At 38.7% G+C, this 21,276-nt stretch carries 19 protein-coding genes; 11 read left to right on the forward strand and 8 right to left on the reverse strand.

Annotated features, from left to right (window positions below; all coding sequences use genetic code 11):
- Positions 1 to 33: 33 nt before the first annotated feature.
- Complete coding sequence (locus D0T87_RS05690) at positions 34 to 1,782, reverse strand: ATP-binding protein (protein ID WP_163173680.1); 1,749 nt, start codon at positions 1,780 to 1,782, stop codon at positions 34 to 36.
- A gap of 459 nt (positions 1,783 to 2,241) precedes the next feature.
- On the opposite strand from D0T87_RS05690, the gene D0T87_RS05695 reads away from it, so the two are divergent.
- Positions 2,242 to 2,709, forward strand: coding sequence for a DNA-binding protein (locus D0T87_RS05695; RefSeq protein ID WP_163173682.1), 468 nt, complete (start codon positions 2,242 to 2,244; stop codon positions 2,707 to 2,709).
- Between the two features lie 229 nt (positions 2,710 to 2,938).
- Here D0T87_RS05695 and D0T87_RS05700 read toward each other — a convergent pair whose 3' ends face one another.
- Positions 2,939 to 3,982: a tyrosine-protein phosphatase gene (locus D0T87_RS05700; RefSeq protein ID WP_163173684.1), complete on the reverse strand. Its 1,044-nt coding sequence runs from the start codon at positions 3,980 to 3,982 to the stop codon at positions 2,939 to 2,941.
- A gap of 117 nt (positions 3,983 to 4,099) precedes the next feature.
- Here D0T87_RS05700 and D0T87_RS05705 point away from each other — a divergent pair, with 117 nt between their 5' ends.
- Entirely contained in the window at positions 4,100 to 5,167 is a 1,068-nt protein-coding gene (locus D0T87_RS05705; RefSeq protein ID WP_163173686.1) for a glycosyltransferase family 9 protein, read from the forward strand.
- Here D0T87_RS05705 and D0T87_RS05710 read toward each other — a convergent pair.
- Positions 5,147 to 6,037 (reverse strand): glycosyltransferase, encoded by an 891-nt coding sequence (locus tag D0T87_RS05710; protein ID WP_163173688.1) that lies wholly within the window; start codon positions 6,035 to 6,037, stop codon positions 5,147 to 5,149. The genes D0T87_RS05705 and D0T87_RS05710 overlap by 21 nt on opposite strands.
- Positions 6,038 to 6,564: 527 nt before the next feature.
- Between D0T87_RS05710 and D0T87_RS05715 the strand changes: the two genes are divergently transcribed.
- From D0T87_RS05715 to pflA, 8 genes are all read left to right on the forward strand, one after another.
- Entirely contained in the window at positions 6,565 to 7,611 is a 1,047-nt protein-coding gene (locus tag D0T87_RS05715) for a histidinol-phosphate transaminase (protein WP_163173690.1), read from the forward strand.
- Complete coding sequence (locus tag D0T87_RS05720) at positions 7,608 to 8,339, forward strand: sugar phosphate nucleotidyltransferase (protein WP_163173692.1); 732 nt, start codon at positions 7,608 to 7,610, stop codon at positions 8,337 to 8,339. Before D0T87_RS05715 ends, D0T87_RS05720 begins: the two co-directional genes overlap by 4 nt.
- Positions 8,340 to 9,158 carry a phosphorylcholine transferase LicD gene (locus tag D0T87_RS05725; protein ID WP_163173694.1) on the forward strand — a complete coding sequence of 273 codons (819 nt, stop codon included), beginning with the start codon at positions 8,340 to 8,342 and terminating at the stop codon, positions 9,156 to 9,158.
- Between the two features lie 12 nt (positions 9,159 to 9,170).
- On the forward strand, positions 9,171 to 10,304 hold the full coding sequence (locus D0T87_RS05730; RefSeq protein ID WP_163173695.1) for a glycosyltransferase family 1 protein: 1,134 nt from the start codon (positions 9,171 to 9,173) through the stop codon (positions 10,302 to 10,304).
- A 364-nt stretch (positions 10,305 to 10,668) separates the two neighbouring features.
- Positions 10,669 to 11,787, forward strand: coding sequence for a hypothetical protein (locus D0T87_RS05735; RefSeq protein WP_163173696.1), 1,119 nt, complete (start codon positions 10,669 to 10,671; stop codon positions 11,785 to 11,787).
- A 302-nt stretch (positions 11,788 to 12,089) separates the two neighbouring features.
- Positions 12,090 to 14,318 carry a formate C-acetyltransferase gene (gene pflB / locus D0T87_RS05740; protein WP_163173697.1) on the forward strand — a complete coding sequence of 743 codons (2,229 nt, stop codon included), beginning with the start codon at positions 12,090 to 12,092 and terminating at the stop codon, positions 14,316 to 14,318.
- A gap of 89 nt (positions 14,319 to 14,407) precedes the next feature.
- Positions 14,408 to 14,776, forward strand: a complete 369-nt coding sequence (locus D0T87_RS05745) for a four helix bundle protein (RefSeq protein ID WP_163173698.1) — start codon at positions 14,408 to 14,410, stop codon at positions 14,774 to 14,776.
- Positions 14,777 to 14,804: 28 nt separating this feature from the next.
- Positions 14,805 to 15,530 (forward strand): pyruvate formate-lyase-activating protein, encoded by a 726-nt coding sequence (gene pflA, locus D0T87_RS05750; RefSeq protein WP_163173785.1) that lies wholly within the window; start codon positions 14,805 to 14,807, stop codon positions 15,528 to 15,530.
- 194 nt (positions 15,531 to 15,724) lie between these two features.
- On the opposite strand, the gene D0T87_RS05755 is transcribed toward pflA, so the two are convergent.
- Positions 15,725 to 17,002, reverse strand: coding sequence for a porin family protein (locus D0T87_RS05755; protein ID WP_239063487.1), 1,278 nt, complete (start codon positions 17,000 to 17,002; stop codon positions 15,725 to 15,727).
- Entirely contained in the window at positions 16,999 to 17,547 is a 549-nt protein-coding gene (locus tag D0T87_RS05760; RefSeq protein ID WP_163173699.1) for an RNA polymerase sigma factor, read from the reverse strand. The genes D0T87_RS05755 and D0T87_RS05760 overlap by 4 nt, the downstream gene beginning before the upstream one ends.
- 177 nt (positions 17,548 to 17,724) lie before the next feature.
- Here D0T87_RS05760 and D0T87_RS05765 point away from each other — a divergent pair, with 177 nt between their 5' ends.
- Entirely contained in the window at positions 17,725 to 18,462 is a 738-nt protein-coding gene (locus D0T87_RS05765; RefSeq protein ID WP_163173700.1) for a NigD-like protein, read from the forward strand.
- A 90-nt stretch (positions 18,463 to 18,552) separates the two neighbouring features.
- Here the strand turns inward: D0T87_RS05765 and D0T87_RS05770 are convergent, their stop codons facing one another.
- From D0T87_RS05770 to D0T87_RS05780, 3 genes are read right to left on the reverse strand one after another with little or no spacing between them, the layout of a single operon-like run.
- Positions 18,553 to 19,233, reverse strand: coding sequence for an MIP family channel protein (locus D0T87_RS05770; RefSeq protein ID WP_163173701.1), 681 nt, complete (start codon positions 19,231 to 19,233; stop codon positions 18,553 to 18,555).
- A 49-nt stretch (positions 19,234 to 19,282) separates the two neighbouring features.
- Complete coding sequence (locus D0T87_RS05775; RefSeq protein ID WP_163173702.1) at positions 19,283 to 20,209, reverse strand: hydrogen peroxide-inducible genes activator; 927 nt, start codon at positions 20,207 to 20,209, stop codon at positions 19,283 to 19,285.
- 1 nt (position 20,210) lies between these two features.
- The gene (locus tag D0T87_RS05780; RefSeq protein WP_163173704.1) at positions 20,211 to 21,143 is read right to left on the reverse strand and encodes a cation diffusion facilitator family transporter; all 933 of its coding nucleotides are present in this window, start codon (positions 21,141 to 21,143) and stop codon (positions 20,211 to 20,213) included.
- Positions 21,144 to 21,276 lie beyond the last annotated feature (133 nt).

Genomic DNA, 21,276 nt, shown 5'->3' on the forward strand with positions numbered 1-21,276 from the left:
ATAGATTAACTCGTTAGTTTTGCTTGTTCCTCCCTACTCTACCTCTTCCATATCCACTAGTTCCCATCCGCGAAACACGACAGTGAGCAGTCGGAGTTTGGCCTGGCCGATGGTGGAGGTTATCATTTCATCTGATGAGTATTTGAGTAGTTGCGCCCGGGCATCAGCTTTCAGGTCGGGGATGCGACTGTCGGGCTCACCCCGCTTCATGTATTTCACTTCTACGAGGTAGGCGTATGGCATATCCGTCATTCGTGGGTTGGGTTGGAAGAAATAATCAGCATAACCTTTGGCCAGTTCATACTCCGGAAGTACCATATAATGATGTGTCATATTCAAATAGGCCAGTAAAAAGCCTTTGATGTGTGCTTCGCCGTCGATAAACTCGCGCACGCGGCTTTGTTTTTCCAACTCGGAGGCGATGTAGGCGAATACCGGTTGCCACTCGCCACGGTAAGCCATGAGTTTGATCAACCGTGCCAATTCGTAGGGCTGAACGCGGAACACATCTGTATCGGCCAAACTTTCGGTGAGGTATGTGTACATCTGTTCGCGTACGGTGTGGTTGGGAATAGCCAGAACGGCCTCACCCTCTTCCGTACCCTGTATAGTTAGCAGGCCGAAGTAATAAAGTAACGACTTGAAATTGTCGGGCACCAGCATATTCTCTACCGAGAAGGCATCGCTCAAACTGGCCGTGGTCCAACCTTTTTCCACCACTTCGCGGATTACAGAGAAGTTAGGCCCTAATCCTTTGTCGACCTTGATGAGATGGCGTAGCTTGCCGTAGTCGGTACGGATGTTCTTGTCGATCATCTCACGAGGCGGACGGCCTGTTTGTAACAACCAGTTAAGATAATAGAGCACCATGTCCGAGTTGTACATACTATCGCCCAGGCATTCTTCAGAAAAACAGTAATTATCGTACCAAGGCTTCATTTCGTTTACGATTTCGTCGACACCCATAGTCAATCCCCCCTCCGAATGGTAGTAGTCGAGCATAGTGCGTAGTTCCTTTTCCGAGAATCCTACCAGGTTGTTGAACTGCGGTGCAATAGTTAAGTTGGAGCCAATATTAAAGCCGGAAGTCACATCGTCCAGCGTGACAGGGCTTACCCCTGTGATGAACATCCGTTCCAAGGCTGCTCCGCTACTGGTGGTCATCATTTTAAGTACGTTGAAGAAGTAGCGAAAGAAACCCTCTCCATGTGTTGCATCGCGATAGGCATCACGTCCTATGGTGGCGAGAATGGAATTGGTGAAGTTGTCGTACTCGTCGATAAAAAGATAAATACGCAACCCCAGATCGCTGGCTATTTTGTTGATGTATTGCAATCGATCGGCAGTGACCGGGAGTTTCATTACTTCTTCTTCAAAATTGGCCGGAAAGAAACGTTTATAGCGTCTGATAAACCCAAGAAGCTGGATATGACAATGGCTTTCGAACGAAGGTTCCAACCGTTCGGGACGGGGGTCTACCGCCGAGAAGTTAAAATGTATCACCAGGAACCTGGCCCGCATGTCTGTTTCATTCTGGTAAATCCACCGTTTGCCGAAAAGCGCCTCGAAGCGTTCGGCATTATTGATATCGTAGTATGAATCAAGCATATTGAGCAGCAGGCTCTTACCAAACCTACGTGGGCGAATGAGGAAAAAAAAGCGCGCCGCCTGCTCTATCCGGGGGATAAAGTGGGTTTTATCTACATAATAGCAGTTGTCGCGGACAATGGCTTCATAGTCTGTCAGTCCATAAGGTATATTTTTAACATGCTTGGGTATCATGATAATGATTGTTAAGTTTGTGAATGACTACAAACCTACATAAAAATCTTCGATTTTCATGTAAGTTCTATTAAAAATGGCTCTCTTTTATACTAATACAATAGGACCAAAAGGCGAAATGGAGCAAAGTATAATAAAAACCATTTTTGTTTAGTAGACTAAACAAAATAGCGTCATATTTGCTCATTCCAATAAACAAAAAAACAAAATTCCATTTGGGATATTTGGTCTGAGCTCCCTATCAGAAGCCTCAGAAAGCCTCTTTTCCGATTCTTGGCAAAATGTCGGATCTAATCGCGCTATTCTTTATCATTTTTTTCTTCCTATATCTACATTTGTATAGTGTTAAACACTAAATTTATTAATAACCCGAACAAAGTGAGGGAGATTCGGTAACAACACGGCCGGCTTGCGAAAGAATCCGCTCACAATGTTCACAAATATTTAAATTAAATGAGTTTGAAATATAAAATTGTAAAACAGGTGTTTGGTTATGATAAAACCAATACTGTAAAATACGTAGCCAAATCGGTTACAGGTGAAATGCTTACTTTTGACAAAGTACGCAAGCAAACTGCTGAAATATGCGGCACGCACCGGGGAACAACAAACTTAATTCTGGAAGGCTTGCTGGACGTATTGGTAAATAACCTCGATATGGGCCACAGTGTACAACTGGGAGAATTCGGTATCTTGCGTCCCGGCATCCGGGCAAAAGCGCAGGACGACGAGAAGTCGGTAAACGCAGAAACCGTATACCGTCGTCGGATTAATTTTGTACCGGGCAAGATGCTGAAAAATTTCCTTCGCGATGTATCAGTGACCCGCGTAGCACCAATCGACACAGACTATACGAACGGCAGCACTGCCACAAATCCGGGAGGAGGTGACAACGATGATGGTCAAGTGATAGACCCGGGCTTTTAACAGAGTCTTTTTATAAGGTAGCTAAAGTTAAGGTTGAACACGGATGGGAGAAATTCCCGTCCGTGTTTTTTTGTATATATGCCGATTAGGGTATTTTTTCTTGCTACTTTTCTGTTAAACACGTTGGCTGGCTACGTTAACACGTCAACTTCGGGGGTTAACGTCACGAGTAGTGGTGTATAGCACGGCAGGTCGCCGTGTTAACGTAGAAAGTTGGAGTGTTAACCGATTAATAGAGATACATTACTTTTAGCTTCTCCGTATCCACATGGAGCACTTTTCCCAGATAATTTTCAACTGTTCCGTACTCTTTTTTTACCCATTCAATCCCCGCCTGGATATATTCACTTTTCACCTCGAACAAGGATCTCAGAGCAGGATATTTTGCAATATATTCGCGATACTTATCGCCCAGATAAACATTCGAAGAAAGATAATCCTTCATTATGGTTTCTTCGTCTACCCCTAAAGCAAACAGGGTTAAAGCTGCCGCCATCCCGGTCCGGTCCTTTCCGGCAGAACAATGGAATAATAAAGGAATATCCTTTTCATTTTGTAGTAATGTAAAGTAATCAGTATATCTTTTTATGCTCGCAGTATCCGACACAAGCATGATGTTAATCTCCATCATCACGCTATCTCCTTTGTTTGAACTTAAAGAAGAAAGATCCATGGAAGCGGTCAGATTGCCCGGAGTTATGGAATATGGATAATGCCCCGTTGTTGTTGCCGGAAGTTTATCCGGAGCCTGACTGACTTCAGCCTCTGCTCTGAAATCAACAACTGAAATTAAAGGCAGAGAAGCCAGATAAGTCAAATCCGCTTCTGTCAGATGGTATAAATCGTCCGAACGGATGATTTTACCCCATTTTACATAACGCCCATCCGTAGTTTTAAACCCACCTAAATCCCGGAAGTTGTATCCACCGGTCATTGGCAAATGCCTCTCAGCCAGAATGGCTTTACCTTTTTCTGTTATTAATTGGAAATAACTGCGAACTGAATCAGACACTGCCAATGGGAATGTGCCTGCACCATCTCCTTCCAGTAACGGACGAGAAAAATCTATAGTTTCTACCGAAGGTCCCGCGTATAGTGTCCATTTCCCGGGAACCTCAATCGACAATGATGCCGCTTTACTTTGTTTATCACGAACGATCCGGGCTACGCCCGAAATATCCTCTCCCGCATACTCTGCACGGGATACCTCTCCTGAATTACCACATGATGCTAATAACATGGCTACTGTTAATATTAATAGATTTGTCTTCATAACGGCAAAGATAGGCGTTATTATCGGGTTAGATGTATTGCGGGAATAATTTTATTTAATACTTTTGTAGCGAATATAGTACTGCTTCAAAAAACTAAATATAATATTTTGAATCTAATGAGTATAAAAAACGATGAAGTTAAAAGAATATTAGTTATTCGATTTAGGCGAGTTGGCGATGCTGTACTTTCGACAGCTTTATGCTCCACGTTAAAAAACTCTTTTCCACAAGCATCTATTGATTACGTGCTGAACGAAGGAATAGCACCTCTCTTTCAATATCATCCAGACATAGATAACATTATCACTTTTAATGAAAAGGAGATGTCTAATTTATGGAATTATACTAGAAAAATTAGAAATATAATGCACCAAGGAAAATACAATATGATTGTAGACACAAGGTCTACAGTCAAAACTCTTTGGTTCAGTCTTTTCTCATTAAAAACACCTTATAGAGTTGGGCGTAAAAAAGCATACAACAAATTGGTTCAAAATTACACTACCAAGAATGGAGATGGTAGCGATATGGTATGTTTAACCCTAAAATTACTTCAACCTTTAGAGAAGAAGTTTCAAATAAAATATAACAGAAATTTCAAAGTATATGTTACCGAAGATGAAAAAACGCTTTTTTCAGAATATTTAGTAAGTAAAGGAGTTAACATACAAAAACCAATTATTACATGCGCTGTAGCAACCAGAATACCCCATAAAATGTGGGATTTTCAACTCATGAAAGACACATTATTGCAGATTCTTAATCAATACAAAGACGTACAGCTTATTTTCAACTATGCAGGAAAAGAAGAAAAAGATATATCTGAGCAACTTCATAAAGAAATGAATAACCACCTCCGGGTATTTTCTAATATTGATGCGAAAAGCTTAAGAGAACTTGCATGCATGATTAAACTTTCAAGCTTTTTCTTTGGAAACGAAGGTGGCCCCAGACACATATCCCAGGCTCTAGAAGTGCCATCATTTGCTATTTACCCCCCCGGAATAAGTAAAAAAACATGGTTACCGAACAATTCAGACCACTACCAAGGTATTGCACTTGAGGATATTTCTCCAGAACAAGCGATATCTAAAAAATTATCATATAAACAAAAAATGGACTTAATTACTTTGGATAAAGTATGGAGTGGATTAAGTCCTATGTTAGAAAAACACATCGAGTGAACCCCTATACCTTTTATCAGTGTTAGTTAATCGTTTTATATAATACAACATATATCCAACCAATATATATACACCAATATGTGCCCACCCAATAGACCTAATTTTGCTCATAGTTTTAGAATCCATCCGATTTTTACTTGCAACCAATAACAATTCTCTAAACGCAATAGTATCACCAAGAAAACGCCTCCTTATATTACTATTTACCTGTAGGGGATAGATTTTATTCCATTTGTCATAAAAGCAAAGAGCTGATTCCAACCAAGCACGATTTAATGATCCGCCAGAAAAATGTTCAACCAAAATATCCGAGACAACCAAAACCTTATATCCATTAGATTTTACTTGAAGACATATATCTAAGTCATAAAAATGAAAACCATCAAAAGTCTGTGTATCAAATGCTATTTTATCAAACAAACTCTTTTTAATAAAAAAACAAAATCCATCCACACAAAGAACTTCCTGCGACACTCCTTCAACCGTATTATAAACTTTCACCATTTCCCCTTCTAAATTCGATTGAATCAGGTTTTTCACAAAGGGCTTTGCCTTAAACCAAAGACTAGGAATATTCAACAAGTAATAAGATCCCGCTAGGCCAATCAGCCCAACATTAGGAACTTCAAAATGCGAGATTAGATTTGCTCCCCAATTCGTAGTATGAAATAATACATCTTCATGTACAAAACAACAATATTCGAAAGCCGCCTTACTTACTCCATCATTATACGCTTCAAAAATTGAATATTTGTTTTTCGAATTGTCTATGACAATAATTTCATGAGCACTGCCAATTGTTTCTTGTATATTCTTCCGCAATGCTCTTGATATATCTGGATACTTTGAACAGATTATTACCGATATCATAATATGCGCTTTTTACATATATAAGTCAAAACTTATATATTAATTATTCAAATTCTAGGTTAGTTAAAACTCTTTTCTAATACAAATGAGGTATATAATTGGACAAAGTTAACATTTTTCCTCTATTTCTCAATATCCAATATTAATTGATTTTATTCACAGCATTTTTCTTATGTCATATTCACAAATGACATATTAAAGAAAAACAACTAACATGCTATTTCTCATTTTCCTACTCTAAAAACACTGCAAAAATTATTTTATTCAATATCTTTGTGCACATTCATATTGATGATAGCTAAAAAAGAGATAGTAATGTGAAAGAAATGTGCATCTGAAGAATAAATAAAAGGATAACACAGTAGAAGAAAAATAAAGCAATAATAACCATAATCTACCACCCTATATTCAATAAGAGAACACAATAAGAGTATGGCTTATCCATCCTTAAATAAAAATACTATCTTTGCAGTGTTTATTACTAAAATTCACAACGCCTGAAATTTTTCAGTAACAATTTTAATTATATGAAAGAAACCATTTTCCTGGATAGAAATGAATTTAATTTCGAACCATCACCCGAAGTTATACATGCAATAAAAAACTTCGATACAAGAAAACTTTGTTTCTATACACGCATATACGATGAAGGAAAAAAAAGTATTTTCTCAGTATTCTTATCGCAATTATATAATATAGACGAATCGCAAGTCCTTTTGGGATATGGCGGAGAAGACATCCTTAAGCAAGCTGTGCACTTCTTTCTGACAGAAGAAGATGGAAATAAAAAAATCTTAATTCCCCAATACTCGTGGTGGTACTACAAATCCATCGCCGACGAAGTAAATGGAAAAACAATAGAATACCCGCTTTATGAAAACGGAAATGAGTTCAAATATAATCTGGAAGAATTGAAGGAAATACTTCAAAAAGAAGAACCAAAAATTTTATTATTAGCTTCGCCTAACAACCCAACCGGCAACGCTATCACCCCAAATGAACTACATTCTCTACTGTCCGGCATATCGCCAAATATCACTGTGATTATAGATGAAGCCTATGCTTCTTACGTTTCGGAGGACACTGCGTATATAAAAGAATTAGTAGATAATTTCCCCAACCTTATTATTACACGGACACTATCCAAGTTTTATGGCCTGCCGGGACTACGGATGGGATTCGGATTTACAAGCAAAGGCATGGAGAAATTCATTAAATACAGCAATAAATATCTGGGATACAATCGTATATCAGAGGATATAGCAATTGCTGCACTAAAATCAGATAACTACTATCGTAATATAGCCATAGCCATAAACAAAGATAGGAAATTATACGAGGAAGAAATCGGCCGGTTACCAGGGTTCACTGTATATAAATCCGTAGCTAATTTCATTCTGATCAAGTATCCGATTGAGTTAAAAGATCAACTTAAAAAAGCATTCGCAGAAGAGGGTTATCTTATTAAGTTTATGAATGAACCTAATATCAATACCCATCTTCGCATAACTCTGGGACGTCCGGAACAGAATAAAATAGTAAGAGATACCATAAAAAGCATTGCACAAAAATGAAAGCCATCATATTAGCAGCAGGCATCTCTTCACGCCTACGCCCATTGACAGATAACACACCTAAGTGTTTACTTAAAATAGGAGAACGTAGTTTGCTACAACGCACATTAGATGCATTGATTGAGAATAATATCAATGAATTTATCATAGTAACAGGATACAGACAACAACAGATTGTTGATTTTATAAATCAACAATATCCGGATTTGTCTGTAACATTCATATACAATTCTCAATATAGCACTACAAACAATATATATTCCTTATATCTTACACGTCCTTCTATCAATAACGAAGACGTTCTATTGTTAGACAGTGATATTGTTTTTGATCCCCAAATCATATCCATATTATTACAAGAAAAAGACAAAAACGTACTCGCTGTAAACTGTCATGAATTGGGAGAGGAAGAAATTAAAGTCATAGTCGATAATGACATGAAAGTATTGGAAATCAGCAAGACTTGTTCTATTAAAGAAGCTATGGGCGAATCAATCGGCATTGAGAAAATGCATAAGGATTATATAAATGCATTATTCAATGAACTGGAGATTATGATTGAAGAAGAAGGATTGGATAATGTTTTCTACGAACAGGCTTTTGAACGTTTAATAAAAAAAGAGCATTACTTTTATGCCGTAGACACAAGTACCTGTTTTTCGATAGAACTTGATACTGCAGAAGACTTCCGGCAAGCTCAAGCCTTAATTCCAGCAAATCTTTACTAAATGGCCAATTACGATATCCGTCCCTTGCAGTTGCACATACTCAATATATTATTGGGCATAGATACGGTATGCAAAAAACGTAACCTACGTTATTATATCATGGCAGGAACCATGCTGGGAGCCATCCGCCACAAAGGTTTTATCCCTTGGGACGATGATATAGACATTGGGATGCCACGTAAAGACTATGATCTCCTTATAAAAAATGCAAAAGAGTGGCTTCCGGCTCCTTATGAAATTGTTTGCGCGGAAAACGACAAGGACTACCCTTTACCTTTTGCAAAAATACAAGATTCGAATACAACACTGATTGAAAGAATAGGTCTAAAATACCTTGGTGGGGTTTACATCGATGTATTTCCACTAGATGGAGTACCTGACAATAAAATACTGCAAAGAATCCATTTTGCTAAGTATTTCATCTATAAGAAAATATTATATCTTATTTTCCGCGACCCATATAAACATGGAAAAGGGGTTAATTCCTGGATGCCGTTATTATGCCGCAAATTGTTTAAAACACATAAAGTTCAACGTTCAATAAGAAACATTCTGACTAAATACAATTTTGAAGATTGCACATTTATAGCAGATTATGATGATGGGTTAAGGGGAGTTATGAATAAAGAGATATTGGGCCGCCCTACCCCAGTGTTATTTGAGGGAAAAGAAATTATGGGAGTAGAAAAATATCATATATATTTGGAACAAAAATATGGGAATTATATGGAAATCCCTAAAAGCAATCAACAAAGACAACATAATTTCTATTATCTGGATCTTAATACTCCATATAGGGATTACCCCGATCACCAATAAACGTATTAAACAATGAGAATAGGCTTTGACGCGAAACGTGCTGTACAGAATTACACCGGATTAGGGAACTATAGTAGGTATATCATTAAAAACCTCTGCCGGTTTTACCCACAAAATGAATATATTCTTTTTGCTCCTAAAAGAAGGGTGAATGAGCAATTGAGTCATTTGTTTGAAGAATATAAGCAGATTCAGGTAGTATACCCCATGCAATATATATGGAGAAAATTATCATCACTTTGGAGGGTATGGAGGGTTACTTCCCGATTTACAAATGATGGCATCCAGATCTTTCACGGACTTAGCAATGAACTTCCAATTAACATACGTAAGTCCAGGATTAAATCGGTGGTTACCATTCACGATCTGATCTTTCTTCATTTTCCACAATACTACAAGCCTATTGACAGGAAAATATATACATATAAATTCAGAAAAGCCTGTCAGAATGCAAACAGGATTATCGCAATAAGTGAGTGCACAAAACGAGATATTATACGACTATTCAATATACCTGAAAATAAAATAGAAGTAATATATCAAGGTTGTGATGAAAGCTTTCATAAAGAAGCGAGCGCCGAAAAAAAGAAAGAGGTCAAAGAAAGATATAACTTACCAGATAAATACATATTAAATGTGGGCAGTATTGAAGAAAGAAAGAATGTTCTTTTGGCCGTCAAAGCTCTTAAGCAATTGCCTGAAAACATTCACTTGGTTATTGTAGGAAAACGAACCCCTTATACTCAGAAAGTAGATTCTTTTATTCAAGCCAACAAACTGAAAGACAGAGTACACATATATAGCAATGTATCTTTTAAAGATCTCCCGGCAATTTATCAGCAAGCAGAAATCTTTGTATATCCATCCCGATATGAAGGCTTTGGTATACCTATGATTGAAGCATTGCATTCGGGTATACCCGCAATTGGAGCAACCGGATCATGCCTTGAAGAAGCGGGAGGACCGGAATCTAGTTATGTCGACCCCGATAATGTAAACGAACTCGCAAATACATTCAATGAGATCTTATCATCTCCGGAAAAAAGAGAGAGAATGATTGCACACGGAAAGGAGTATGTCAAGCGATTTACAGATGAAAAACTGACTAGGCAGCTTGCAAATGTGTACAAACAAATAATTTCATAAAAAACATCTAAAATAGTCCCGACCACTATTCCTTTAGCTCCTTAAATATCTAGATATTATTGAGTACGATTGTATTACTCCAAGCAAATTTGCATACATGCTCCTTATCGAAAAGAGACTTTAACTCTCTCATTATCCTCTGTAACATCAACAATATTTGAAATAACACTCAAACATTGATGATATTTTTTTCATCATGTCCACGCTTTTTAACACCATAAAACTCTAGTTTGCTATATATCAACAAATTAATGAATTAATTTCAGACGTAATTTGTCCCACCCAATCCTTTGTTTTATGAGACAAGAAACATATACCTTTGCAACAGGGAATAATCCCTTTTGATTATTAAAAAAATTAAATTATGAAAAAACTTTTGTTATTTATGACAGTTTTGGTACTAATGTCTTGTCAAAAAGATGAATTTGATATCCAAAACATTAATCAGGAGCCAACAACACGATCTTCTACAAACCCTTCGGAAATAAGAGATTTATGTGGTTTAGAAATCAATATTCGTCTAGCAGATACAAGCAGAAAACCGAGATATTTATCTGCTCATAGAAAATCAAATAGTGCCAATTTAACTCAAGAAGGAAAGGACGAGTGGCAGAAATGGTTTATATTGGGGGATCGTTATTCTTCTAATGGAGCATTTGATTTAAAAACTAATTCATCACCTAGGGATGGCAGTTATCTATATATACATGATAACTGGAAATACCCAGCACTCTTACACAATTATGCCGGGAGTACTCCACAATGGTATATCCATAATATAGAAGGTACAGATTACTATAGAATAGGTCTTTTAAAATCAGGTGTTTATTATTATCTATCTGCGGTAGATAATACTTCTGGAGCACTATGCTTTGAGCCGAAAAATAGCACAAATTATAAGAGGCAGGCTTGGGAAATTGTACCATTAGAGGGCTTCTCTCTTGTAGGCATAGAATATGACTTTGCCACTGGAGTAGTAAAAAATCCAAGAGTTGTTACATTCCTAGATTTGCCTTCTATAAACGAGCTACCAGTTTATTCAAACAGAGAGTTTACAATTAATGAAAAATACATAGATTCATCCGAATTTAGTAAAACAGAAGGAACCAAATTAGGAGTCAGTACAACCGCAACTATAAAAACAGGAATACCTACAGTACAAGGTGAATTTTCAACAACTATCTCCACAGAAAAAAACTGGAGCTATACTACATCCGAGAAAACAACTAAGGAATTCGCTATAACAGATAAATATTCCTTTGTTCAAGCTCCTAATACATCATATGCCATTATTGTTAGAGGTATAGAATATGAAATGGACATTAATTACAAAGCTGTATATAGAAGTGAATATGGTGCAACTGTCAAACTTGGTGGTAAGTGGACGGGAGTAACAGTCAAAAACACCGAAGTGATACTCAAGGATAATTCTACTGGAAATATTATCGGAACAAAGAAGTTAGCTGGAAAAGTGAAAGAATAATATAAACTATTTTTCCTTTTAAATTCTCAACTTTTAATGGGGCTGTCTAAAAAGTCAACTCATCGATTCTGTCATTGGTAAACATCACAATGAAGTACTACGAAATAACTTTTTGGACAGTCTCATTTTATATAAAAATCTATTCCCAATAATATCCATACCTACTTCTTATGACTCCATAACATACCTATGCTATTTTTATGTTTTAAAACATAAGTTTTTGCAATATTATACTGTTTATATGGAAAAAAGGCAGTAATTTTGCAGTCGCAAAAGGAAAACTAACCCCAAAAATAAACATTATGGAATTGAACAAAACCTTTAAAGACGGTCTATGGAGTAGTGAAATTAACGTAAAGGACTTTGTTAGCAAGAACATCACTCCTTATGATGGTGATGCATCTTTTCTACAAGGTCCGACCGAACGCACAAAAAAAATCTGGGGCATCTGCCTCCAGGCCATAGAAGAAGAGAGAGCTAACAACGGCGTACGTTCTTTGGACAACAAAACCGTATCTACTATATCTTCACACAAAGCTGGCTATATTGACAAAGAAAACGAACTGATCGTTGGTTTGCAGACCGATGAATTGCTTCGTCGTGCCATCAAGCCTTATGGAGGTATTAATGTTGTAGCGCGTGCTTGCCAGGAAAACGGAATAGAAATAGACGAAAAAGTGGTGGATATCTTCAAAAACTACCGCAAAACTCACAATGACGGTGTATTTGATGCATACACAGACGAAATCCGCTCATTCCGTTCACTCGGTTTTATCACCGGATTGCCAGATAACTATGCACGCGGACGTATTATTGGTGACTATCGTCGTTTAGCTCTGTATGGTATCGACCGACTGATCGAAGCGAAACAACAAGACCTTAAAAATCTGCTAGGACCAATGACCGATGCACGTATCCGTTTACGTGAAGAAGTAACCGAACAGATCAAGGCACTGAAGGAAATGAAAGTAATGGGCAACTATTACGGAATTGACCTCAGCCGTCCGGCATACACTGCACAAGAAGCTGTACAATGGGTATATATGGCATATCTTGCCGCTGTAAAAGAACAAGATGGTGCAGCTATGTCATTAGGTAATGTATCTTCATTCCTTGACATTTACATAGAATATGAATTGAACAATGGTACAATTACCGAAACCTATGCACAGGAATTGATCGACCAGTTTGTTATTAAACTGCGTATGGTTCGCCACCTGCGTATGCAATCTTACAATGATATCTTCGCCGGAGACCCAACCTGGGTTACTGAAGCACTGGGCGGACGCTTCAACGATGGCCGTCATAAGGTTACAAAAACCAGTTTCCGTTTCCTGCAAACATTATATAATCTGGGAGCATCTCCCGAACCAAACCTAACCGTACTATGGAGTCCCGAACTTCCCGAAGGTTTCAAAGACTTCTGTGCTAAGGTTTCTGTAGATACAAGTTCTATCCAGTACGAAAATGATGAGTTGATGCGCGAAGTACGTCAGTCTGACGACTACGGTATTGCTTGTTGCGTTTCTTACCAAGATATAGGTCGCCAGATTCAATTCTTCGGTGCCCGTGCCAATCTGGCGAAAGCGCTTTTACTTGCAATCAATGGTGGACGCTGCGAAAACACAGGTACACTAATGGTAAAAGACATCCCGGTACTGACAGGCGAAAAGCTAAAGTACGAAGAGGTAATGGCCAACTACAAGAAAGTACTGGTAGAAATTGCCCGTGTATACAATGAATCCATGAATATCATTCACTATATGCACGATAAGTACTATTATGAAAAGGCTCAGATGGCTCTTATTGATACAGACCCACGCATCAACCTGGCGTATGGAGTTGCCGGATTATCTATCGCTATCGACTCACTTTCGGCTATCCGTTATGCTACTGTTAAAGCACGCCGCAATGATATCGGCCTGACAGAAAGCTTCGATATTGATGGTGAATTCCCTTGCTTTGGTAATGACGATGACCGTGCAGACAAACTTGCTGTAGATTTAGTATACTACTTCAGCGAAGAACTTAAAAAACTTCCTGTTTACAAGAACGCCCGCCCTACTCTATCTGTACTTACCATTACATCAAACGTTATGTATGGAAAGAAAACTGGTGCGACACCCGACGGACGCGCGAAAGGTGTTGCCTTCGCTCCAGGTGCAAACCCAATGCACGGACGCGATAAAAAAGGAGCTATCGCTTCATTGAATTCAGTAGCCAAAATCCGTTACCGCGACTCACAAGACGGTATCAGTAATACCTTCTCGATCGTTCCTAAATCTTTAGGCCCGACAGCAGAAGACCGTGTTGAAAATCTGGTAACCATGATGGATGGATACTTCACCAAAGGAGCACACCACCTGAATGTAAACGTACTGAATCGTGAAATGCTGGAAGATGCAATGGAACATCCTGAGAAATATCCTCAGTTGACTATCCGTGTTTCCGGATATGCGGTAAACTTCGTAAAACTGAGCCGTGAGCACCAACTCGAAGTTCTTTCAAGAAGCTTCCACGAAAGATTTTAAACCCAAAGGTTTAAAATCTTAGTTGAAAGTTGAAAGTTGAAAGTTGAAAGTTACTATGCAGATTTCTATTGCTGAAAATTATGTTACCGATGGGAAAAGCAATTGTTGAAGAAAAATCCTATATATTTGCATTAAGAATCATAAAAGCATACAAATTTCTCACTGAGAATAAGAAAGAATTTGTATTAGCGAAACAATTGCTTAGGTGTGGAACCGCTATTGGTGCTTTATGTCAAGAAGCAGAACATGCACAAAGCAGACCTGATTTTCTGAGTAAAATGAATATTGCTTTGAAAGAAGCAAATGAAACAAAATACTGGTTAAGGCTGTTAAAAGACAGTGAGTACATTAGTCCAGACTCTTACGAGTCAATAATCACTGACTGCAAAGAATTAATAAAATTATTAGCTAGTATTGTAAAGACCACCAAAAACTCATTAAATAGCAATGCAAAATAACTTTCAACTTTCAACTTTCAACTTTCAACTGATAAGAGTTCACTCTTATGAATCAATGGGAACATACGACGGGCCGGGTCTCCGACTCGTCGTTTTCCTTCAAGGATGTAACTTCCGCTGTTTGTATTGTGCCAATCCGGACACTATTGCGTATAAAGGAGGAACAGATACAGATCCGGAAGAAATTGTACGTATGGCAGTAAGCCAGAAAGCTTTCTTTGGAAAAAAGGGAGGGATTACCTTTTCCGGAGGTGAACCTACCGTACAAGCCAAAGCATTGCTACCCTTATTTCGCCGACTTAAAGAGGAAGGAATTCATATTTGCCTGGATACAAACGGGAGCATATGGAATAAAGACGTAGAAGAATTGCTTCAACTCACCGATCTGGTACTTCTCGATATTAAAGAGTTCAATCCGGCCCGTCATCAAACGCTGACAAAGCACAGCAACGAACAAACCTTGCTTACTGCCGCCTGGTTAGAAGCAAACAATAAACCTTTTTGGCTGCGCTATGTGTTAGTTCCCGGATACAGTGACTTCGCCGAAGACATTGAAGCCATGGGCGAACAGCTAGGTAAATATAACATGATCGGGCGTGTAGAGATACTACCCTACCATAAGCTCGGAGTACACAAGTACGAAGCTATGAATCTGGAATATCTGCTGAAAGGAGTAAATGAAAATACGCCTGAACAACTAGAGCAGGCCGCTCAGCTATTCAGACGCCATTTTAACACAGTATATATTAATTAATCGTGCCAGCGGCAGCGGCAAGGTGCCGCCTCCAGGTTTTAGTTAAGTTGAAGTAATAACTCTAAGAGTTGTCTGCATAACTCCTCAAGTTATCCGAATAACTCTTGAAGTTATCCCAACAACTCTTAGAGTTATTTCACCAACACTCAGAACTGTGAAATCTGCATAGCAATTCTCCATTCTCAATTCTCCATTTAATAAGTAAACCGAATCCCCCCTTGGAGATTAAAGTTCAAGGGATTTTCTTTACGTATGGTTTCTACATCCGACCCATCATCAAAGAAATAAGATACCCCCGGTTCAACATAAAGCCCAATACGATCGGTTATGTTCAACTGTCCACCAACTCCTCCTGCCAGTGAGAATTGCAAAGGTTTAACCGTTTCCTTTTCTCCTGCAACCTTACCATATACACATTTCTCGACCATACCACCTGCGGTAAGATAAACTGTAAACCGTTTAGATTCAACAAAGTTCCAGTTTCCACGAAGAGGTATACCGACATAATGGAGTTTCTGTTCCACCTTATTAGAGGCATTCGTTACAGACTTTCCTTCCGAAGAAAGCATAGTATAGGTCAGCCCAGTTTCCACAGAAAAACCATTCGATAAATTCTTACGAACCGAAAGTCCGAAGCTTATAGGCTGTTTATGTTTGATTTCTGTAATAGAAGCAGATTGTTTCACATAAGGTATTCCACCATCAAAAACCAGCTCATTCTTATCATTAATTGAAATCATACCGGAAGCTAAACCGCCATTCTGAGACGTAGAAAGATCGGCCATAGACAGATAATCCTGACTCTGGCTTGTCGAAGCACTGGTACCATTTGAAAACGAAGCACCGACAGACCATTTACCTTCAGAGGAACGCTTCTTTTCTGAAACAACAGGTAGGTGCAATTTATCTTTCCCCGAAGGTTTTACAACTCTACGGTCATCAGGTTTATCACTGGATTGTTGATCTGTTTTTTGTTTTACCTCATTTGTAACAGTTTCATTCTTATCCGAAGGAGTGGAATTTTCAACATACTGTTCTTCTTCCCGCTGTTTTACATCATCCTCACTTATAATCAAGACTGTTTCCTGAACCTTCTTTTCTATACTTGTTGCATCCGAAAGATAGGTATATTGCTTAGGGCCAGATTGATCATCCGGTTTCACTTCAGTTATCTGTATCTCCGGCTCCTGGGTCACTGGCATTACATCAGGAGTCACAGCCAGCGTAGGAGCCATTGTATGACGTATATCATCTGCCGTTGGAGTCTGCATAAAGAACAGGCTTACCCCGGATACTGCCAATAATAATGTAGCAGCAACAGCCCACCACGTATAAGGACGAATGCGCTTCTCCCCCACCGGACTCAACTCCGCCTCCAGCTTACTCCATCCTTCCGGAGCAGGCGGTTCGGAATAGTCCTTAAGGGCTTCCCTCATCTTTTTCATCCACAATTCTTCATCCTGTCTCATCATATATTCATTCTTAAATATTCTTTTATTCTTTTAGCCAGCACCCCTTTCGCACGAAACAATTGGGACGCCGAAGATTTTTCATTAATCCCCAGCATCTGAGCTATTTCTCTATGTGATTTCTCTTCAAACGTATATAAATTGAATACTGTACGATAACCATCGGGTAGTTCACTAATAAAGTTCATCAGCACCTTTTGCGGAATAGTTTCAATATCAGAAGGGTTAGGCTCTTCATACGAATCCTGGATACCGTCTAGTTCCGTTGTACGGTTCAATACATCATTCTTACGCAGATATTGCAACACAGTATTCACCATCACACGCTCTATCCAAGCCCTGAGCGAGCCTTCGCCACGCCACGTGAATTTGTCAAACGAGGCATAGACCTTTAAGAAACCATCGTGCAGTAAGTCCTGTGCCATATCCCTATCTCCAATATAACGAAGGCATACTCCGAGCATCCTCCCTGAGTACAACTCATAGAGTTCCTTGCGAGCAAGGTTGTTTCCTTGCTTGCACTTTTCGGACAACTCAAATTCTTCCATTCGCTTAGACACGTCTTTATCTCCTAAATGCATGAGAAACAAAAATACTGCATCGTATCTATAATAATTTGCTCCTTTTGTTTCTTTAACAATATAGCATGCAATATTCCTTCTCAGACAGCATTTTCCTGATATAAAGATACATTTTTTATTCACTTAAATAAGATTTATATAATTATGAAGAAGTTCAAGACAGCTTTTTTAGCTTTAACCTTAACTTTAATTCTTACACCATTTTTGCAATCATGTCTGGATGATGATGACGATTACTATCTGGCAATAGCGACATTCAGAACTGCTGAAAATAACGACAACTATTTCGTTCTGGATAATGGTGAGACAATGTATCCGCAACATGCCACTTATAGTACGCTAGAAGATGGTCAAAGAGTTCATATATACTTTGATATTCTGGACGAAAAGGTGAGTGGATACGATTACAACATTAAAGTAAGAGGTATCGAGAAGATTCTGACCAAGGAGTTATTCGTTATGGATGAAGAGACTGTAGATAGTATCGGCGACGATAAGATCAATATTACAGGCATATGGTTCGGCGATGGTTATCTGAATATCAGATTCAAGTTTAAAGGAACCCGCAACCCATCGAAACTTCACATGGTTAATCTGGTACGTAATGAAATTGAAGGTGCTAATGAAAATGAAGAAGCCGGCTATATCAGCCTGGAATTCCGCCACAATGCCTACGAAGATTACGAAGCAGAGGATCTGGATGGAATTGTTTCTTTCAAAGGACCTTTCACCGAAAAGGAAATGAAAGGATTAAAGATTCGTTATAGAAGTATATATGATGGCATAAAATACACGAAGATTGATTTTAAAGAAGAAGAAACAACAGCAACAAGTTTCTCTTCGGGTTCGGGTACAACTATTACCGGAATCACATATCAATAAATACTCTTGATTGTAGAAAAGGGTGAGTCCGCGATGGCCTCACCCTTTTTATTTTTAATATTGTACTAAATGGTAACGGCACCTTTCCACCTAGGCAGCGGCATCTTGACGTCCCAAATACTTCCAAACCAAAGCACTCAAAGCTGCTCCGACAAAAGGAGCTACGATGAACAACCACAATTGAGAAAGAGCTTCTCCACCCTGGAAGATGGCCGGACCGATGCTACGAGCCGGATTCACAGAAGTACCTGTAATTGGAATACATACAATATGGATCAATACCAATGAAAGACCAATAGCTAAGCCTGCCAGTGAAGAATTTCCTTTCTTGGAATCGGTAACCCCTAATACGACCAATACAAAAACGAAAGTAAATACAGCTTCAGCAAGAAAAGCGGTCGTCATTGAGACTTCTGCTCCCCATCCATTGGCTCCTGTTGTTGTACCTACGGTTGGAAAGCCCTGCACCAAAGCATATAAAATCGTTGATCCGATAATCGCTCCGATTACCTGGAAAAGCATATACATGCCTGCATCCTTACCCGACATACGTCCCGAAAGGAATACACCCAACGTAATGGCCGGATTTATATGACAACCGGAAACTCCACCAATAGCATAAGCCATAGCAACAACCGATAAACCAAAGGCAAATGCTACCGATAAGATTCCGGCAACACCAACAGTCGGATGCCCTAAAAATATTGCGCTTCCGCAACCTAACATAACCAGAACCATTGTTCCAATCATCTCTGCAATGTACTTTCTCATTTTTTAAACATTTAAATTAATAATAAATTTATCCACTATATAGGTTTAATTATACCATACTTTGTATGGGTTTCAGAGACAACATATGTTGAGGTACAGCTGCTCTGATTTCAGTGATCAGAAGTTCTAAAAGTGTATTCCGGATAAAGTTCTTATGCCTTACCAACACAATGGGGCGGGCGGGACGGGGAATAGCAAAAGGACGAATCAACTCTTTTTGTTTCTCTCCCAACTGTGCAACTGCCAGTTCCGGTATAAATGTAATTCCTTGTCCACTCTCAACCATACGCATAAAAGTTTCCAGTCCCCCCAAACGATAGGCCATCTGATTCAACTTGACAGCATCCAACTGGCAAAAACGTAACAATTGATCACGGAAACAATGTCCTTCATCCAGAAGCCATAAACGCTCTCCGGTGATTTCGCTTGTACGAATCAGTTCATTCCTGAATACTTTTTCACCAGATGATACATATCCATAAAACTCTTCATAAAAAAGAGTATCGCCAAGAATCCAGTCTTCTTCCGGCTCATTGGCCCATATTGCAGCATCTAAAGAACCGGAAAGCAAATCTGCTTTTATTTCATGTGTTTTCCGTTCAAAGACCTGCAAATCCATTTCGGGGTATTTCTCAATCAGTTGGGGAAAGAAGCGAGGCAATAAATAAGGAGCAATGGTAGGCAAAACTCCCAATCGGAAAGTTCCACTATATGACTTTATCTCCTCACTCACAATCTCTTTAACCTGCGATACTTGTGACTGGATAAGGCGGGCCTGCCGGATAATCTTCTTCCCTACCTCAGTAGGCGCAACGGGTTGTATGTGACGATCAAAGAGTTTCACGCCAAGTTCATCTTCCAGTTTCTGGATCATTGCACTCAATGTTGGTTGGGTAACCCCACAATACTCTGCAGCTTTCGCAAAATGCCGATGTTTATCGACAGCAAGGATATATTCTAATTGCTGTATAGTCATATCACTTTATCATTTTTTTATTTACACCAAATTTTTCTTCTGAATGATGAGTTCCTTTTGGTTCAACATGGACAACAATATCATACACATTCTCTATAGTTTCCTTAATACTGCCCTCCACAGCCTCAGCTATATTATGGGCTTCATTCAGAGATATATTTCCGTCCGCTTCAATATCTAAAGCGATCATATACATATTACCAATTTGCCTTGAGCGTACACGATGCGGATTACTCGCACCAGGTATCTTCTCGACAGCTTCGAATATCTTATTATAAACAGACACATCTTTTACTCCATCCATTAAATCAACATTCGAATCCATAAAGATTCCAATAGAAGTTTTTATAATAAACAAACTAATAATTAGTCCGGTAACAGAGTCCAGAATAGGTAGTTTCAGTACAAAAGTAAAAAATAAACCGGTAAGTACACCAACAGAAATGATCACATCATTCTGCATGTTTTTAGCATTGGCAATCAGAAGGGAACTATTTATGCGTTTACCTTGCCGATACTGATAAAGGGATAAACCTAACTTTCCTACGATTGAGAAAACCGTAACATAGATAGCAATAATTCCCGGTAGTTCTTTTCCTTCTGAACCGAACAAACTCTGAACCGAAGAAATCAGCATCTGCACGCCGGCATAAAAAATAACCAGAGAGAGTACCTTAGTAGCAATTCCTTCTGCCTTTTCATAGCCATAAACATACTGAGGGCTTGGGGGTTTACTCATAATACGGGCCGTAAAAATCATCACAATAGAGATTACCACATCTGTAGCCGAATCAATTCCGTCGCTCACTACAGCCAAACTACCGGAAACCAGCCCTATAACAATTTTAGCCGCAGATAACAATGCATTGCCTATTGTACTGACCCAAGACGTACGAACAAGCACTTTATCTTTAGATGATTTCTCTTCCTGCATCAAAAACTACATTTATAAGTCGCAAAGATAACATCATTAATGAAACAAACGCCGGCAACTTCAAAAAAAGAGATCAATGGGCAACATAAATCATTGTTTCATTGTTATTTCTACAAAATCATTTATTTAATCC

The organism is Bacteroides sp. 51 (assembly GCF_010500965.1).
GTDB lineage: Bacteria > Bacteroidota > Bacteroidia > Bacteroidales > Bacteroidaceae > Bacteroides.

Bases quoted from the DNA above. Each gene is read 5' to 3' on its own strand.
- D0T87_RS05735 (WP_163173696.1), top strand. From the start codon at position 10,669: ATGAAAAAACTTTTGTTATTTATGACAGTTTTGGTACTAATGTCTTGT.
- D0T87_RS05725 (WP_163173694.1), top strand. From the start codon at position 8,340: ATGGCCAATTACGATATCCGTCCCTTGCAGTTGCACATACTCAATATA.
- D0T87_RS05765 (WP_163173700.1), top strand. From the start codon at position 17,725: ATGAAGAAGTTCAAGACAGCTTTTTTAGCTTTAACCTTAACTTTAATT.
- D0T87_RS05700 (WP_163173684.1), bottom strand. From the start codon at position 3,982: ATGAAGACAAATCTATTAATATTAACAGTAGCCATGTTATTAGCATCA.
- D0T87_RS05715 (WP_163173690.1), top strand. From the start codon at position 6,565: ATGAAAGAAACCATTTTCCTGGATAGAAATGAATTTAATTTCGAACCA.
- D0T87_RS05775 (WP_163173702.1), bottom strand. From the start codon at position 20,209: ATGACTATACAGCAATTAGAATATATCCTTGCTGTCGATAAACATCGG.
- D0T87_RS05710 (WP_163173688.1), bottom strand. From the start codon at position 6,037: ATGATATCGGTAATAATCTGTTCAAAGTATCCAGATATATCAAGAGCA.
- D0T87_RS05780 (WP_163173704.1), bottom strand. From the start codon at position 21,143: ATGCAGGAAGAGAAATCATCTAAAGATAAAGTGCTTGTTCGTACGTCT.
- D0T87_RS05745 (WP_163173698.1), top strand. From the start codon at position 14,408: ATGGGAAAAGCAATTGTTGAAGAAAAATCCTATATATTTGCATTAAGA.
- pflB (WP_163173697.1), top strand. From the start codon at position 12,090: ATGGAATTGAACAAAACCTTTAAAGACGGTCTATGGAGTAGTGAAATT.
- D0T87_RS05720 (WP_163173692.1), top strand. From the start codon at position 7,608: ATGAAAGCCATCATATTAGCAGCAGGCATCTCTTCACGCCTACGCCCA.
- D0T87_RS05760 (WP_163173699.1), bottom strand. From the start codon at position 17,547: ATGGAAGAATTTGAGTTGTCCGAAAAGTGCAAGCAAGGAAACAACCTT.
- D0T87_RS05690 (WP_163173680.1), bottom strand. From the start codon at position 1,782: ATGATACCCAAGCATGTTAAAAATATACCTTATGGACTGACAGACTAT.
- D0T87_RS05705 (WP_163173686.1), top strand. From the start codon at position 4,100: ATGAGTATAAAAAACGATGAAGTTAAAAGAATATTAGTTATTCGATTT.
- D0T87_RS05730 (WP_163173695.1), top strand. From the start codon at position 9,171: ATGAGAATAGGCTTTGACGCGAAACGTGCTGTACAGAATTACACCGGA.
- D0T87_RS05770 (WP_163173701.1), bottom strand. From the start codon at position 19,233: ATGAGAAAGTACATTGCAGAGATGATTGGAACAATGGTTCTGGTTATG.
- D0T87_RS05755 (WP_239063487.1), bottom strand. From the start codon at position 17,002: ATGATGAGACAGGATGAAGAATTGTGGATGAAAAAGATGAGGGAAGCC.